The sequence below is a fragment of the Simiduia sp. 21SJ11W-1 genome (assembly GCF_024138675.1).
Lineage (GTDB): Bacteria > Pseudomonadota > Gammaproteobacteria > Pseudomonadales > Cellvibrionaceae > Simiduia.
Window position 1 is genome coordinate 2,849,609 of sequence record NZ_CP090959.1, and the last position, 16,401, is coordinate 2,866,009.

The window sequence follows — 16,401 nt, forward strand, 5'->3', positions numbered from 1 at the left end:
CCATAAACCTGCGCCAGTACAAGCGAGGCTTATAAACGCTGCAGCCAGCTAGTCAAGTAACGGGCTTAAATGAACCCGGCCGTACAATAGCTAATCGAACATGCGCGCCAGCAGTTCGGCCAGGCCAAACTGGCGCACACAATCGCTGGCATCCAACAGCATATGCACCAGCAGGCCCACACCCAGCCAGCGGGTGCGGGGCCAGAGCGCCAGCAATCCATACAGTGGCCACACAGGCCAAAGGTGCAGCGGGTGGTAGGTAATACTGCAGCGATCCGGGTCATACAAAGGTGTGGCGAGCAGGTGGTCTAGATCTACCAGCATCGCCAGCAGCATCCACACGAGCGCGTTGCGCCAGTGCGCGCGGGCACAGACGCGCGCAATCAGCAGGGGCACCAGAAAATGCAAAAGAATGTGGCCAAGCCCTGCAAGACTCACTTAATCACGCCCCCAGTTATGTATACTCATGCCGGTAATCAGAGTAAAAAGCCACAATGCTTGCCCAATTGCGACACTTATCGCCCGCAGGGCCTATGCACCTTGAAGTGCAGCTGACATAGCCTACAATCCGCCACTTTACCCCATCCAAGAGGGCAACCACAGCCAATGAACTGGTCAATCGACGATTCTCGGGAACTCTACAATATCACTCACTGGAGCGATGGCTACTTTGACGTAAACGAACAGGGCGAGCTGATTGCGCGCCCTGATCCGGATCAGCCCGCCCATGAAGTGAGCCTGATGGCTTTGGTTGAGCAGGCGCGTGCCCAGGGTATGCCTACGCCCTTGCTGGTGCGCTTTAACGACATCCTGCACGATCGCGTAGACAGGCTGTGCAACGCCTTTGCCGGCGCGCGCGAACGCCTGGGCTATGAAGGCCAATACCGCGCCGTTTACCCCATCAAGGTAAACCAGCAGCACGATGTGGTTGAGCAACTGTTGCTACACGGCGGCCAGGAGCGCTTCGGCCTTGAAGCCGGCTCCAAGCCCGAGCTGATGGCCGTCATTGGCCTTGCCAAACCCGGTTCTGTGATTGTGTGTAACGGCTACAAAGACCGCGAGTACATCCGCACCGCGCTGATTGCAGAGCACCTGGGCCACCAGGTGTACATCGTGGTGGAAAAAATGTCTGAAATGAATCTCGTGCTCGAAGAAGCCGAGAAAATGGGCGTAAACCCCCGTATGGGTGTGCGGGTGCGCCTGGCTTCACAGGGCAAGGGCAAGTGGCAAAGCAGCGGCGGCGAGAAATCCAAATTTGGCCTTTCGCCCACCCAGATACTCTCTATGGTAGATACCCTGCGCGCGCGCAATAAGCTGGATGCATTGCAGCTGGTGCACTACCACCTGGGCTCGCAGCTGGCCAACATTCGCGACATTCAACACGCCCTGCGCGAAGCTGCGCGCTATTTCGCCGAGCTGCATGCGCTGGGTGCACAAATTAAGTGGGTAGACGTAGGCGGCGGCCTGGGTGTGGATTACGAGGGTACCACCAGCTCGCAATCGTCTTGCTCTACCAACTACTCCATGCAGGAATACGCCAACAAAGTGGTTACCGCGCTCATGGATATTTGCAGCGCCCACGACATTGCCCACCCCAATATTATTTCAGAATCGGGCCGCGCCATGACCGCGCACCACGCGGTGCTGATTACCGATGTGATTGGCGTAGAGGAAACCGTTGGCTACAAACTGCCAGACCCGGTGGAAGATAACGAAGCCAGTATTTTGCAGGATTTGTGGCACGGCTTTAAAAACATTTCGCGCCGCAGCGCACTGGAAATTTACCACGATGCGGTATACGCCATTGGCGAGGCACACAGCCTGTATGTGCACGGTGCGCTGTCGCTGCAAGAGTGGGCCCGCGCCAGTGAACTCTACGCAGCCAGCTGTGTAAAAGTGCGCGACGTGCTGCAAAACAACCCAGGCGTGCACGCAGAAATTCTTGATGAATTAAATGAAAAGCTGGCAGACAAAGTATTCTGTAACTTTTCACTTTTTCAGTCGCTGCCCGATGCCTGGGCCATTGGCCAGATCTTCCCGGTGCTGCCCCTGCACTACCTGGACCGCCGCCCCGAGCGGCGCGGCATTTTGCAAGACATCACCTGCGACTCCGACGGCAAGCTGGATAAATACGTAGAAGGCGAAGGCATTGAGCCCACCCTGCCCATGCCAAAAGTGGATGAAGACAAGCCCCTGTACCTGGGCATGTTCATGGTGGGCGCATACCAGGAAATTCTGGGCGATTTGCACAACCTGTTTGGCGATACCCACTCAATGCACGTGGAATTCAACCCAGACGGCAGCTACGAAATTCTGAACCCGTTAATGGGCGACACAGTAGCAGACATGCTTTCGTGCGTAGACTTCGATGTAGACCAAATCATCGGTATCTACCGCGAAAAGCTCGCCGCCAGTGATATTTCCCCTAAGGTACAAGCCGAGTATTTGGCGGAACTGGAATCGGGTATGGCAGGCTACTCCTACCTGGAGGAGTAAAAGGCCAACGTTCGCAAAGCACTGCTTTGCGTTGGCCTTTTACGACCCCCAGCTATGCTGGGGGGCCACCAACCAACGGCCCGCAAACGCAAACTCTCAACGAAACTCGCACACTCAAAACACACTGGCAAAGCACTGCTTTGCGTTGGCCTTTTACGACCCCCAGCTATGCTGGGGGGCCACCAACCAACGGCCCGCAAACGCCAACTCTCAACGAAACTCGCACACTCAAAACACACTGGCAAAGCACTGCTTTGCGTTGGCCTTTTACGACCCCCGGCTATGCTGGGGGCCACCAACCAACGACCCGCAAACGCAAACTCTCAACGAAACTCGCACACTCAAAACACACTGGCAAAGCACTGCTTTGCGTTGGCCTTTTACGCCCCCAGCTATGCTGGGGGCCACCAACCAACGGCCCGCAAACGCGGGCTTTTAACAAAGCCGGCAGCACCCCAAATGCGGGTGCTGCCGGCTCTCTTGAACAGTGGACAGCCACAAAAAAACCAGCCCTCGGGCTGGTTTTTCATGGTGCGAGTAACTGGCTTGGCGTTACTTGGTGGTAGTGAATTCGTTACACACCATCACATCAACGTCCAGCGCGCCAATAACGCGCTCGGCCGTGTTGCCGCGCAATAAGGTGCCTGTTGAGCCCAACTGGTTCAAGGTGCCCATTACAACCAGGTCTGCATCAATGGCGCTGGCCACACCAGACACCACTTCATCGGTATAACCTTGCTTTACGTGAATGCGATCCGCCGATACGCCGGTTTCTTTTGCCAGTGCACCGCGATCGGGGTAGAGCATGGAATCCAGGTAGCCGTTTACAAAGTGCAGCTCGGCACCGTAGTTATTGGCAATGTATTTGGCGCGCTGCACTATCTGTTTGTTCAGCTCGCGCTGCTTGTCTTTATCAGCCTGGAAATTCACCGCAGCCAATACCACTTTGCGCTTGTCGTGTGCACCGGGGCGAATCAATACCACGGGGCAGGCGGCTTTTTTAAGCACTTGCCACTTGGATTCAGCAAAGGTAAAACGGCGCGTGGTTTTAGCGTGCACCGGCAGGTAAATCATTTCAGCGCCACTGCGCTTGGATTCCTGAATAATGGCGCCCTGCCAGTCGCTCGACCAGCACACCTGAATTTCACACTTAAGGCCGGCCTCTTCTACGGGCTTTCTGATCTGATCGCGGAACCAGAATTCATCGCGGAACAAATGATCGTTGATTGCGCGCGTATCTACCGCCTCGCCATCAACGGCCACAAAGATATTCAGCTTGGGGCTGGGGGTACGGAACTTGGAGGTGATTAACGCACGCTCCAGGGCAATGTGTCGGTCGTCGTTTGGGTCTACCACCACAAAGACTTTCTTTTCAGCTTCCATCTTAAACCTCTAATACTTCAGGCAAAAAGCCTGCAATTGTTATGATCGCCATCGTCGATCCGCGCTGCCTCAGACTCACCAGAGGCTCGGTTGCCGTTTGCGCTACCCCTGCCCACGGCCACAATGCTTGGGCCAAGCGTGGGCATGCACCCACATCAACCTCAAGCCGGCCCCTACTTTAACACAGCTCGGCTGGCAATTATCTCTGGGCGCGGGCGGGTTTTTTCAAGCTTGGCTAACGGCCTTTACGGGATTTGCGAATCACGTCATAGGCGCGCTGCACTTCCTGGGCGCGCTCGGTGGCCACCTTGATCATGCCATCGGGCACGCCTTGGCCCATGAGTTTATCCGGGTGATTTTCACTCATTAACTTGCGATAGGCCCTTTTAAGTTCGGCATCAGTTGCGGATTTTTCAACACCCAGAGCGGCATAGGCGGTAGCCAACTCGTAGCCCGCCGGCGGCGCCTGCTGGCTACGAAACTGATCTTGTGCGCGCAGCATGGCCATAAGCTGCTCAAACATCACACCGGCAAAGCCCAGGCCCTCTGCCACTTCGCGCAGGGCCCTTTCTTCGCCCGGGTGCAGCTCGCCGTCCGCCATGGCCATACCCACCACATAGGTAAGTAAAACCCGACGCAAATTGGGCTGTAGCTGGGTGGCACTGAAAAATTCGCGCACCACCGGCTGAATATCGAAATCCGCTTCGGTGCCGCGCTTGAACAGGGCAATGGCGTGCTGGCGATTGGTGTCGGTAATGCCGTACTTGGCCATCACCTCTTCAGCATTATCAATTTCCGATTGGCTAACCTGCCCGTCAGCCTTGGCAATATGGCCAAGCAATGGAAAAAGTGTATTGATAAACCGGCTTTCAAGCTCGCGCCGTTGCTCAGGGCTAACGCCCCGGCCCATTTGATTTAAGCCACGGTCAAAAAAGTGGCCCGCAACCACACCCAGAATTAACCCCACAGGGCCCAAGGTGAGAAACCCCAGCAGGCCACCTATTAATTTACCGGTCATTCAGTTTCCTCAGGCGGCGGCCGCCACCTACTAGATTCTACAAATTGTGCGCCTTAAATAGCTCGCGTAACTTTCGCCCAGTCGCCTGCGCGGGCAACACTCATAAAGGCCTCGCCCAGCTCCAGGCTGCGCTCTTTGACAATGCGCCAGCGCCTGGCACGTTCGTCATCATTGTGTTTAAAACGTTGGAAATCTTTCCGATCGGGTATACGCCCGGCGGGTAAAGAGGCCACAAAAGCGGCAGTGGGTACCACCATCACAACGTTATCTAACGCACTGCCCGTGGCACGCCGTGAAGGCAGGTACTTATCGTACCAACCTGGCAGCAGCCAAGGGTAAAAATGCGGGTAGAGTATCAGCCCGGGCTCCCGCCAGAAATTCGCCGGCACCGGATGGTAATCCACCAGGCCCCCATCGCGATATATACCCGGCGGCGCCTCGGCGATGGCTGTTTTCGGGGCCATAACGTAGGGAATGGAACCCGAGGCCACCACGGCATCGCGCAGGTTATTTGCGTTGAGTGGCTGCAGTTCGGTGGGAATACCGTCTGTGGCCGCCACTGCCGGCATACGGCGAGGATCTGCAAATATCACCCGCTCAAATTGGCGATTCAAGTGCCGGCGGCCCTTGAAATTGCGCACAAACGCCGATGACATACCCCGCAACAACGGCCAGGCGGCCTCCCGCGACAAGGTACCATGGCAGCGTGCCACACCGCAGTGATAGTTAAAACGCGCTTGCGACAACAGGTCGTCTGCTTGCGGCTGCTGCAAAAAACGGTTCAGGATTTTCATCAACTCGCGGTGCACCACGGGCTGGGTAATGCCATCGGCATAGTTCTGGCCAATGTAGCCCTCGGCCAGCTCGTTGAGTGCCCAGCCCGGGTTCGACTGGCCAGCGGCGGCCAACTTCCAGGCACCGATAGAGGTGCCGAACAGGTGAATGGGGTGCGTGGATTTCGGCAGCCACTGCTCGAATATCGCGCGATCCAGGCCATAGATAGTGAGCCACTTTGCCGCACCGGATGCGCCAAACACACTGTGTATGTGCTCCGGCGCCAGGCCATTGTGTTGAATATGGTGATAGGCCGCCGGACCCGCCAGCAACTCAAAGGGAGGTGTAGCCATCGAGGGTGTCATTCCTGAAATTCAAACGGGCGTTAGCGTACCTGCCCTGCCCCGCGCTGGCAAACGCAACCCCTTACGCCAGCCAAACCCTGAGCTCTGAAAGCGCCGTGGCGTGGGTGAGATAGGGCACATTCATGCCATTGGCCCGCCGCTGGATTTCCGCCAGTAATGCGGGCAAATCATCGAACATGCGCGGCGTCACGGCGCCAGCACTCGCCACATAGCCCCACATTTGCAGCAGGGCATCGCGCAGGCTCTGCTGCTCGGGCACCAGGCGCAACTGTTTGCACACCTCGCCCGCCAGCCAGTCGAAATTTTCGCGCCCACGGCTGGCAGCCACTTTTACGCTGATTTCCCGATAGGCGGCCATTGAGCGCGCAGCAACGGAATATTTATGCTGGGTCCAGAGGCTTTGGGTGGAGTTTGGCAGGGGTATGCGCCCGGCATTGCGCTCAGACGCCTTGAGCCTGCCGAAAATATCCGCCGGCGCCTGCAACTTGGGCCATGCGTACACAGTGGGTGCCACTTTGGGCAGCACTTCTGATTGCGGCAGGCCGCGCAGCTCGGTTTCAGCTTCAAGCCAGGCTGCCACACAGTGCAATGCCTCGCGATGCTGCAACCAACTGGCCCCCGCGGCATCCTGGGCACCGGTTAACAGGGCCTCCACACGCACGCGCTGGGCGTGTAACTCTGCATCATTCAAATACGCGGGCGATATTTCCCAAACCTGCATCTCAGGACCTCAATACCGCTGAATAATCAATCGTCCTGGATGTTTCGCAGGCGGCGTGCTCACTGCTATCAAGCCGCGCGAATTCAGCTAATTTCATTCATTCTAAAACCCAAATTGTAGGGCCGATGGCGCCCTAATGAAAGTGCCCACACACTCACCCGGCCACTCCAAGCAGCCGTTAACCGGTTACGCGCCGCCAAAGCGCACGGGTAATCATGCGCACTTTGGTGGGCAACGGTAAGCGATTGAGGTTGGTGCGCACTATGCCTTCGGTGAAGCGGGTTTTCTTGGAGTAATCCACATAGACATCCAGCAGCACGGCAACCCCCTTGGCAGCCTGCGCCAGCGCCTCGTCCAAACGCGCCTCTATGGCCTCGTTGTGCTCGAGCTTCAGGTAGGTCACGCCAGTAGCTAACGCGATGCCCTCCATGCGGACATCGCGCAGCTCTGTACAGGTTTTGCGGTTATAGGGCACTTGCTGGGCCTGTGAAATCTGGCTCAGCTCGCCGTCGTTAAATACGGCAAACACCGCGCCCACGCCCATTGCCTTGGCCGTTACAAGCTCCATGGCCGTCATCAAAAATGCACCGTCGCCAATAATACCCACGACCTGCGCCTGCGGATTGGCAAGCTTGGCGCCAATTACCGCGGGCACCGCGTAGCCCATGCAATTGAAATCTGTGGGCGATATAAACCGCCCAGGCGCGTGAATGGGCATCAATTCAGCGGTTAGAAACGTGTGGTTGCCATCGTCAGCCACCACAAAATCTGTATCTGCCAGCCGCGCTCTGAGTGCGGCAAAGAATTTTGCGGGATTAACCCGCCCTACCACATTGTGGGCAAACCATTGCGCTTGATAGGCCTGCTTGTGACGCGCAATCAGTGCTGGCACATCATCTGTGCGACCAACGGGCGCCAAGGCCCGCAAGCGGCTTGCCAGCAGAGGCAGCAGCTGCGCGGCATCGCCCTCAAGGCTCAACGAAGCCTTGTAATTTACGTTAAACACGGCGGGGTTGATGTCTAGATGAATCAGGTGTTCAGGCACAGTAACCCCAAAGCTTGCGGTGCCAATTTCGGCAAAGCGGGTGCCCACCGCCAGCAGGCAATCACACCCCTTAAAGGCCTCAGTGGCCGCCGGCACGGCAGCCGGGCCAAAGCTCATGCCCGTGTGCAGCCGATGATTACCCGGAAACACGCTCAAGCCCTGTAAGGTTGTGGCCACAGGTGCATTCAGGCATTCGGCAATTGCGATGGCCGCCTCACTGGCCCCCAAGGCACCCCAGCCTAAAAATAAGCCAGGGCGCTTGGCTGCTGCCAGCATGCGCGCGGCAGCCGCTATGTCGTCATCTTGGGCCACTGGCTGCGGCTGGGGTGCGCGGTATTGAGGCAGCAGATCCACAGGCCCGAGATCAAGCTGGATATTCACCGGCACCTCCACAAACACAGGCCCCGGCTCGCCACTGATGGCCGTGTTATAGGCTTCAAACAGGGTGGGCACTAGCTCTGCGTGGCTGGCAATCTTGTAGGTTGCCTTGGTGATGGGCGCCAGCATCTGATGCTGATCCAGCTCGTGCAATTGATAGCCGTACTGGGAATCACTGCGCACACCGCCACAAATAATGAGCATGGGGATGCCATCCAAAAAGGCCTCACCGATTCCACTTGCAGCGTGTGTCGCACCCGCTGCCGGCACAATCACCAGTACACCTACCCGGCCTGATGTGCGGCTGACAGCATCGGCCATGAATGCACCGCACCCCTCGTGGGTAACCAACACGGGTTCGATAACCTCAGACTGATCCAGCTCGTCGTAGATTTCCGTGTTGTGCACACCGGGAATGCCAAAGGTATGGCGAATATTTAATTGCTCTAACGCGTAGCGTACTAGCCAGGCACCGGTCTTTTTCATCGCCGCTAACTCTTGTTGTTATTTGGAGAAATAACAAAATACCGCATCTGTGCCGCCCGCGCGAGCAGCGCCTAAAGCCTATGAAATAGCGCAAACCTGCGCCTGCGGCGCAACCCCAACGCGCAGGCATTGGGGCTTTGCAAAGGAATTAGCACAGCAAGGCGTTAGTGCTTTAACGTGCGCCCGGCCTGGCGCACTAACTCTGATACGGCGTGATGAAAGCGCATGAATACCGTGCGAATTAAGGCCAGTGTGACATTCGCGCCCTCAACCAGCACCACACCCACAAGCTGTGCCATACGCTTGATTAAGCGCAACACCCAAAAAGACACATCCTTGGCGAAATCCAACGCCTTGTGCATCAGCATGGCGAGGCGATCGAGCAGGGTAAAGGTTGTGCTACCAGCCATGACAACAGCCACACCGGCAAGGTTGATGAGCTTCTTCACCACCCACAAAACCGCGGCACTTACTACTCGGGCTGTGTTTAAGGTGAGCGAGGCGATGCCATCAGATTTCAGCCATTGCTCAACGGCCCCATCCAATACATCTTTTGGCCGCTTGGCACGCAAGGTTTGCCAGGCCAAACCGGTTTTGCCGTCGCCTTTGGTAGAGGCAATGTAGCGCACCATGCTGTGAAATTCCCAAGGCTTTAAATGCAGGCCCGACGGCAACAGTAGGTCGCCTTTGCCGCCATCGGGAATGTGCATAAAAGGCCAAGTGGGCACCATGGGCACAGGATCTGTTTGGTGGTAAACGCGAAATACATTGCTAGGCCCAATGCGCCGCTCAGCACTGTTGGCAAAGAAATCCAGGCCTACCCTTGGGCTGCCAAAAGTGTACAGCTTGATCTCGCGGCCAGAGGTGGATTTCAACCAGTCGGCGGCAAGGGTTGCAAGTGCGCCACCAAGGCTATGGCCCACACAATGGATGGTATGCACACCGGCTGAAAATGTTGGCAGCGCGCCAGAAAAAGAGGTGAAGGCATCCTGAAACCCTTGATGCACCTTGCCACCGGAATTGGAGTTTTTTAAGCCCGCGTTTAAGTCGGTGAGAGCATCCATGAGGCTTGCGGTGCCTTTAATGGCCACAATTGCCTGGCCTTCGTAGGGCGTGTCTTTTTTACCCTCAGCGGCAACGGCCATCATGTGAGCAGTTTTCAGCAAAATACCGCCGGTTTTACCCACAATACCTTTGGCTTCCATACTTGAGTCTTCACCCAACTCAAAACTGTTTTTGTAGGCCGCATAAAATGCCTTGCGGGTGATGGGATTTTTAACATCGTAGATATCTGATGCCAGGTTGGCGACAAATAACGGTTCCAGCTCTGCCATGTTTCACGTCCTTATAAAAAGAGTTCACCTGCCTCTACTGTTTACCTTTCAAAACGTCACTCGCTACCACTGGCAGCTGGTAAGCATCAACGCATCAAACTCCCGGCTCACTTGCGGCTCATCGGTGAGCTCGCAACGCAGCTTTACCGGCCGACCGCCCAGCTCTGCGTTTTCTTCGGGCTTGCGTTTGCTGTTAATCCATATCTCAAATTCTTGGCCCAGGTAGTGCACATGAATAGCCTGGGCCACCACAAACTCAACGGGCAGCAGCTGGGTAAGCGAGCGCTCGTGCAATTCTGGCAGCACCAGCTTGCCGGCATCGTCTGCGTAAAACTCATCCACATGCGGCTTTTGCCACTCAACCGTTCGCACAACCTTGGCGCCACTGGCAGGCTCGCCTTGATAGGTGAGCGTCAGGCTCATTTCCGAAAAGGTACATGCCTTACCGGCATCAAAAAAAGACATAGCTGCTCCATCTAGTGCAAACAACGCCGCAATCAGTATTATTATCAAGCGTGTCACAATGCATCCTTCACTAAACTTTTGTGCGGGCTACACGGGGCGTGCAGCACAATGTTTATGTGGTCAAAGTTATCGCTTGCCGCCAGCACTGTGTCAACGAAAACCGCCCAAGTGGCGCGCAACTGGTACCATGGTTCCCGCGCATTTTTTGCACCCATAAAAAAACGGCGCACAAGGCGCCGTTTGTAAACCCAAGCTTATTTAGAAAGCCAATAAGTAGGCATCGTACTCCATGCGCGTCACCGTGTGACGGAACTCATTGAGCTCCTGGTGCTTGGATGCGAGATAGGAACGCTGGAACACCTCGCCTAAATGCGTGCGCACAAAGTGCGAGCGCTCAAAGGCGTTCAGGGCATCGGGCCAGTACACAGGCAGCGAAGACTGCGCCTGACTGTAGGCATCACCTTCCATGGCCGCGGTGGGCTGCAGCTTGCGGGTAATGCCCTCATAGGCACCGGCCAAAATGGCTGCCAATACCAGGTAGGGGTTAGCATCGGCACCGCTTACACGGTGTTCGATACGGGTTGCGGCGAAATCATCTGATGGGATGCGCAGCGCCACGGTACGGTTTTCATAGCCCCAGGTAGGCGCCATAGGCGCGTAAGAGCCAGGTTGAAAACGGCGGTAAGAGTTAAAGTTTGGCGCGTACACCGCCATGGTTTCCACCATGGTCGATTGCACACCGGCAATGGCGTGCATCAAGGCTTCGCTGCCCTCTTCGGTTTCATTGTTGAAAATGTTGTGGCCTTTTTCATCAAGAATACTGAAGTGAACATGCATGCCGTTACCGGCCATGTCACCAAAGGGCTTGGCCATGAACGATGCGTTCAGGTCGTGACGACGGGCCACGCTCTTGATGACGCGCTTGAGCATCATGGCGTGATCGGCGGCACTGCAAGGGTCGTCTTCGTGGTGCAAATTAATTTCGTACTGCGCCGGTGCGAATTCTTTTACCAGCGTATCTACCGGTACACCCAGGGTTTCGCAGGCCTCACGCATTTCGTGGAAGGCCTCTTCGTACTCCTGCATCAAATCCAGGCTGTAGGGCTGGCCGCCAATGGGGTAATCGGCGTTGGCATCACAGCCTGCGTGCACGGGCCGGCCGGCAGAATCGCGCTTTTCTTCGAGCAGATAAAACTCAAGCTCAATGGCCACTACGGGCGTTAAGCCAATGGCCTTGAATTTTTCAACAATGGTATCGAGCACTACCCGTGGGTCGCCCACGTAGGGCTGCTCTTCCAGATCGGCCATATGCACGAACATCTGGCCCATGGGGCGGTCTGTCCATGGCACGCGGCTGAGGCTTGTGGCCACCGGCACACAAATGCCGTCGGCATCACCATCATCAAAAGCCACACCCGGTGCATCACGGCCCCAGATATCGAAGTTCAAGGTGGTAACAGGCAGCTTCAAACCGCCCTTGAATGCCTTCAGCAGGTTATCCCGTGGCAACCATTTACCACGCAGTACGCCGTTAATATCGGGCAACAACACCTCGATGGTTTCAATATCGGGGTTTTCTTCCAGGAACTTTTTCGCGAGTTCCAGATCTTTCGCTTCACTAGGGCCAAGCATGACCATCTCCATCAAACGCGCCGCCCGTTGGGGCAGCGCCTACTAAGGTATTCTTTAAAATTTAGCCGTTAATTCGGCCATTCACACTGATTTTGCCCGCTTGGGCCGGCTGGCTCAGCCAGCGGCACCCTGGCGGCCAAAATAGCCACGCAGCGGGTCTTGCCCGGGGGCGGCATCGAAGCACCCCAGCGAGTTAATAAACAGCGAAAACACTTCGGTTTGCGAGCTTACATCCAGCTTCTGATAGATGTTTTTACGGTGCCGGCGCAGGGTTTCTGTGGAAATTCCCAGTTTATCGGCGGCAAAGCGCGTGGAATAACCACTGAGCATCAGGCCCAATACATCTTGCTCACGGGCGGTGAGCAAGGAGCGGCCGAACAGCGCAACAGCTTGGCGCACGCCGGCTTCTACGCCGGGCTTTGGCTGTTCAAACACCTTCACATGCTGGCTGATCAGTTGGGTCACCATGGGCGAGCAGGCGTTCAACAGGGCAAGTTCGGCGGCGCTAAAGGGCGGTGCCTGGCGGGCGCGCATCAGGCACAGGTGGATATGGGTGTGATCGTCGATATGGGCCACAAACACCACTTCATCGCACACATCCATGCCATCGTGCGGGCCACGCCCGGCGTCTTCAACGGCGGCGCGCCAATGGCTGAAGCCGGCTTCCATGTCGCCATTATGGGTGAGCTGATAGAAAGGGTCTTTGCGGTACAGGCCCGCCTGGTAGTCATCTACCTGCTGCTTGCGCTGAGCGCCGCTCAACCGGTGGAATAACACGCAGGGCTCGGGCTCTGAGTCTGTATAGCGCCACACTTGGGGGTAGTCGACAGGCAAGGTGGCAGACAGCGCGTCTACCAGGGCTGCGTAGAAATCGGGGCTGCCTAAACAGGCTACCGCCGTTGCGATCTCGCGATTCCAGACTTCTAAAGCCTGTGTATGCAGGGTCATGATTCAACTGGGCCAGGGCCCATGCCTCTCTGATTTGCCTTCAAAAAACCTGTGTCCAGCAACATAAACTGAACTATTATTCTGTTTTCGGGTCGTAAAAAACAGTTCACAAGCCCGCCCTGGGGCGGCTGCTTGCGGGTGGATCACATCGGCTTTTAAAAATAATGTGATCACAAAATCAACTTGTGGGATAATCTAACCCTGCCAATTAGCAAAGTCAAACCCCATGAGCGAACCCACACCCGAATTCAAGACACAACAGGAGCGCGTCTACTTTCAGCTGCGCGAGGCCATCCTGTGCGGGCGCTTCGTGCCGGGGCGGGCGGTGACCATTCGCGGCATTGCCGAAATGCTGGATGTCAGCCCCATGCCCGTGCGCGAAGCACTGCGCAGGCTAACCGCCGAGAACGCCCTGGCGCTGCAGGACAACCGCCGGGTAACCGTGCCGCTGATGACCGCCGGAAGGCTCGAGCAAATTGTGGAGGCCCGCATAGCGCTTGAGACCCAGGCCGCCCTGCGGGCCATGTCGCACATCTCGGCAGCAGATCTGGCAAGGCTCAAAGCGCTGGATGACGAGGTAACCCGCGCCATTGAGGTGCAAGATGCCGAGAGCTACATCCGCACCAACCTGGAGTTCCACCTGAGCCTGTACCGCTACGGCCCGAACGACGTGATCATGCCGCTCATTGAGAGCCTATGGCTGCAAAGTGCACCTTTTATGCGGCTTGTGCTAAACCGAATAGGTTTGGGCTACCTCACCGATCGCCACGTACAGGCCACAGATGCCATCGCCAATCGCGACGCACTGGCGCTGAAACTGGCCATCGCCAGCGATATCCGCGAGGGCATCGGCGCCCTTGGGCAGGAGGAACTGGAGGCTGCCATCGCCGAGGGCGAGGCTACCTAAGTTGACATAGGCCCAAATTGGGTACACCGGGGGTGTTGCCAAGCGCCCTCAAAATGTGATCACATTATTAAGACAAACATCGCTGCTGTCGGCACGGGCACCGCAAGCCCACCGGCAGCGCCAACCATCAACGCGCCCACCCGCGCACGAGGAGGTTCCATGAGCCAGGTTTACAAAGCGCGCTCTACCGCCGAATGGCAATCACTGGATGCCGGTCATTACCTGCACCCGTTTACCGACTACAAAGATCAAATGGCGCGCGGCAGCCGCATCATTACCAAAGCGGAAGGCCCCTACATCTACACCTCTGAAGGCCAGAAAATTCTCGATGGCATGTCGGGCCTGTGGTGTTGCAATCTGGGCTATGGCCAGCAGGAAATCGCCGATGCCGTTGCGGCCCAGCTGGAAGAGCTGCCCTTTTACAACAGCTTTTTCCAGTGCGCGCACCCGCCATCCATTGAGCTTTCCGCCAAGCTGGCCGAAGTGGCCGCACCGCACATGAACAACGTGTTCTTCACAGGCTCCGGCAGTGAAGCCAACGACACCGTGATTCGTATGGTGCACCGCTACTGGGATCTCAAGGGCGAGCCCGAGCGCAAGATCTTTATCAGCCGCAACAACGCCTACCACGGCTCCACCATTGGTGGCGCAAGCCTAGGCGGCATGGGCGGCATGCACAGCCAGTTCACCCGCCTGCCCTACGTTCACCACGTAGACCAGCCCTACTGGTTCGGTGAGGGTGGCGACATGAACCCCGATGAGTTCGGCCTGCAAGCTGCGCGCTCACTGGAAGCCAAAATCAAAGAATTGGGTGCCAACAAAGTGGCCGCCTTCATTGCCGAGCCCATTCAAGGCGCAGGCGGCGTGATTGTGCCACCGGCCACCTACTGGCCAGAAGTGAAGCGCATTTGTAACGAATACGGCATCTTGCTGGTTACCGATGAAGTGATTTGCGGTTTTGGCCGCACCGGCCACTGGTTTGGCGCCGACTACTTCAACGTTCAGCCGGATTTGATGCCCTTCGCCAAGGGCGTTACCAACGGCTACCAGCCGCTCGGCGGCGTGATGGTTGGCGATCGGGTAGCAGACGTGCTGAAAACCCAGGGCGGCGAGTTCTACCACGGCTACACCTATTCGGGCCACCCCGCAGCCTGTGCGGCAGCACTGGCCACCATCAACATTTTGCAGCGCGATAAAATTCTCGAGCAAGTGCGTGAAACCAAGGGCGACTACCTGCAAAAGCAGTGGGCAACCCTGGCCGATCACCCCATTGTGGGCGAAGCACGCGGCGTAGGTTTTGTAGGCGCAATCGAGCTTACCAACGACAAATCTGCCCGCACCCGTTTCGACGACAACGCCACCGCCGGTGCCCTGTGCCGCTCTGCGTGTATTGAAAACGGCCTGGTTATGCGCGCCGTGGGCGACACCATGATTATCGCCCCACCGCTGACCATGAGCCACGAAGAAATTGACGAGCTGGTCAACAAAGCCCGCAAAGCGCTCGACCTCACCGCAGAGCGTTTAGGCAAATAAATTCCGTAGCAAGCCTCGGGGCGCACCAGCGCCCCTTTTTTATACCCGAAATTTCTGCATAACTGCGTGCTTTATATAAAAAACTACGCACCTATAACACCTTGACATTATTACGTCACAAAAACCGCTTATACTTAAAACACTTCTAACGAAACCTCTCGGCAAACATCGCTCTGGGTTAGGTGAAGTATCGGTGTGTGCAGCCCAGAGGTTGCCAACACATTGAAACCGAAGGTGCTGCCGGCGCAGCGTCCCTTTCGCGCTTGCAGCAGCTACCGCGTTTGTTAAATTGCACGGTATTGGAGGCGTTTTATGGGACTTGCCAGTAATCTTGCGCGCTTTTTGTCGCACAAAAAAGTGCCCTTTGAAGTTGTTTCCCACCAGTATGCTGAAGGCAGCGTAAACACCGCCAACAGCGCTCATATCTCCCCCCTTCAGCTCGCCAAGGCCGTGGTCTTTCGCGATGAAGACATGTACTACACCGTGGCCGTATTGCCCGCCAATTACAAAGTAAAGCGGCACACCCTCAACCAGATTTTCGATCGGCACCTGGAACTTGCCGGTGAAGATGAGCTGGAGGTACTGTTTGAAGATTGCGCGCCCGGCGCCATTCCGATTCTAGGCCAGGCCTATGGCCTTCGGGTAATTTGGGACGATGCCCTGTCGCTGCAGGAAGAAGTGTACATGGAGGCCGGCGATCACGAGCACCTGATTAAACTCAAGCGCGATGACTTTCTCTCACTGATGGAGAATAACTTGCACGAGCGATTTTCCTGTGAACGCCAGCGGGCAAAAACCGCGCGACTTTTGCGATACATTCGCTCAAAAGGTTATGAGTGGAACGAGCCTGAGCCGGTTTTCGCACAAAACTGATTGCGCTTGCCGGTCGCCTATGGCCGGCAGTTGCGAGGTTGAA

At 56.5% G+C, this 16,401-nt stretch carries 14 protein-coding genes; 4 read left to right on the top strand and 10 right to left on the bottom strand.

Annotated features, from left to right (window positions below):
* Positions 1 to 90: 90 nt before the first annotated feature.
* Entirely contained in the window at positions 91 to 438 is a 348-nt protein-coding gene (locus L1F30_RS12455) for a DUF6122 family protein (protein ID WP_253356521.1), read from the bottom strand.
* A 168-nt stretch (positions 439 to 606) separates the two neighbouring features.
* Here L1F30_RS12455 and speA point away from each other — a divergent pair, with 168 nt between their 5' ends.
* The gene (gene speA / locus L1F30_RS12460) at positions 607 to 2,496 is read left to right on the top strand and encodes a biosynthetic arginine decarboxylase (RefSeq protein ID WP_253356522.1); all 1,890 of its coding nucleotides are present in this window, start codon (positions 607 to 609) and stop codon (positions 2,494 to 2,496) included.
* Positions 2,497 to 3,048: 552 nt separating this feature from the next.
* Here the strand turns inward: speA and L1F30_RS12465 are convergent.
* The 9 genes from L1F30_RS12465 to L1F30_RS12505 form a co-directional block, all read right to left on the bottom strand.
* Positions 3,049 to 3,879 (bottom strand): universal stress protein, encoded by an 831-nt coding sequence (locus L1F30_RS12465; protein ID WP_253356524.1) that lies wholly within the window; start codon positions 3,877 to 3,879, stop codon positions 3,049 to 3,051.
* 235 nt (positions 3,880 to 4,114) lie between these two features.
* The gene (gene djlA, locus L1F30_RS12470) at positions 4,115 to 4,897 is read right to left on the bottom strand and encodes a co-chaperone DjlA (protein WP_253356526.1); all 783 of its coding nucleotides are present in this window, start codon (positions 4,895 to 4,897) and stop codon (positions 4,115 to 4,117) included.
* Positions 4,898 to 4,950: 53 nt separating this feature from the next.
* Complete coding sequence (locus L1F30_RS12475; protein WP_253356528.1) at positions 4,951 to 6,024, bottom strand: hypothetical protein; 1,074 nt, start codon at positions 6,022 to 6,024, stop codon at positions 4,951 to 4,953.
* Between the two features lie 73 nt (positions 6,025 to 6,097).
* A complete protein-coding gene (locus L1F30_RS12480; protein ID WP_253356534.1) occupies positions 6,098 to 6,757 on the bottom strand; it encodes a hypothetical protein in 660 nt (219 codons plus the stop codon).
* Between the two features lie 178 nt (positions 6,758 to 6,935).
* Positions 6,936 to 8,666 carry a thiamine pyrophosphate-binding protein gene (locus tag L1F30_RS12485; RefSeq protein ID WP_253356536.1) on the bottom strand — a complete coding sequence of 577 codons (1,731 nt, stop codon included), beginning with the start codon at positions 8,664 to 8,666 and terminating at the stop codon, positions 6,936 to 6,938.
* A gap of 164 nt (positions 8,667 to 8,830) precedes the next feature.
* Positions 8,831 to 10,000, bottom strand: a complete 1,170-nt coding sequence (locus L1F30_RS12490) for a lipase family protein (protein ID WP_253356537.1) — start codon at positions 9,998 to 10,000, stop codon at positions 8,831 to 8,833.
* A gap of 63 nt (positions 10,001 to 10,063) precedes the next feature.
* A complete protein-coding gene (locus L1F30_RS12495) occupies positions 10,064 to 10,465 on the bottom strand; it encodes a DUF6795 domain-containing protein (RefSeq protein ID WP_253356539.1) in 402 nt (133 codons plus the stop codon).
* 258 nt (positions 10,466 to 10,723) lie between these two features.
* Complete coding sequence (locus L1F30_RS12500; RefSeq protein WP_253356541.1) at positions 10,724 to 12,097, bottom strand: glutamine synthetase family protein; 1,374 nt, start codon at positions 12,095 to 12,097, stop codon at positions 10,724 to 10,726.
* A 114-nt stretch (positions 12,098 to 12,211) separates the two neighbouring features.
* Positions 12,212 to 13,045 (bottom strand): helix-turn-helix transcriptional regulator, encoded by an 834-nt coding sequence (locus L1F30_RS12505; protein ID WP_253356543.1) that lies wholly within the window; start codon positions 13,043 to 13,045, stop codon positions 12,212 to 12,214.
* Positions 13,046 to 13,271: 226 nt separating this feature from the next.
* On the opposite strand from L1F30_RS12505, the gene L1F30_RS12510 reads away from it, so the two are divergent.
* The 3 genes from L1F30_RS12510 to L1F30_RS12520 all read left to right on the top strand — a co-directional run bounded on the left by L1F30_RS12510 (position 13,272) and on the right by L1F30_RS12520 (position 16,358).
* Positions 13,272 to 13,952 (top strand): GntR family transcriptional regulator, encoded by a 681-nt coding sequence (locus L1F30_RS12510; protein WP_253356545.1) that lies wholly within the window; start codon positions 13,272 to 13,274, stop codon positions 13,950 to 13,952.
* A gap of 159 nt (positions 13,953 to 14,111) precedes the next feature.
* Positions 14,112 to 15,485 (top strand): aspartate aminotransferase family protein, encoded by a 1,374-nt coding sequence (locus tag L1F30_RS12515; RefSeq protein WP_253356546.1) that lies wholly within the window; start codon positions 14,112 to 14,114, stop codon positions 15,483 to 15,485.
* Positions 15,486 to 15,797: 312 nt separating this feature from the next.
* Positions 15,798 to 16,358 (top strand): aminoacyl-tRNA deacylase, encoded by a 561-nt coding sequence (locus L1F30_RS12520; protein ID WP_253356548.1) that lies wholly within the window; start codon positions 15,798 to 15,800, stop codon positions 16,356 to 16,358.
* Positions 16,359 to 16,401 lie beyond the last annotated feature (43 nt).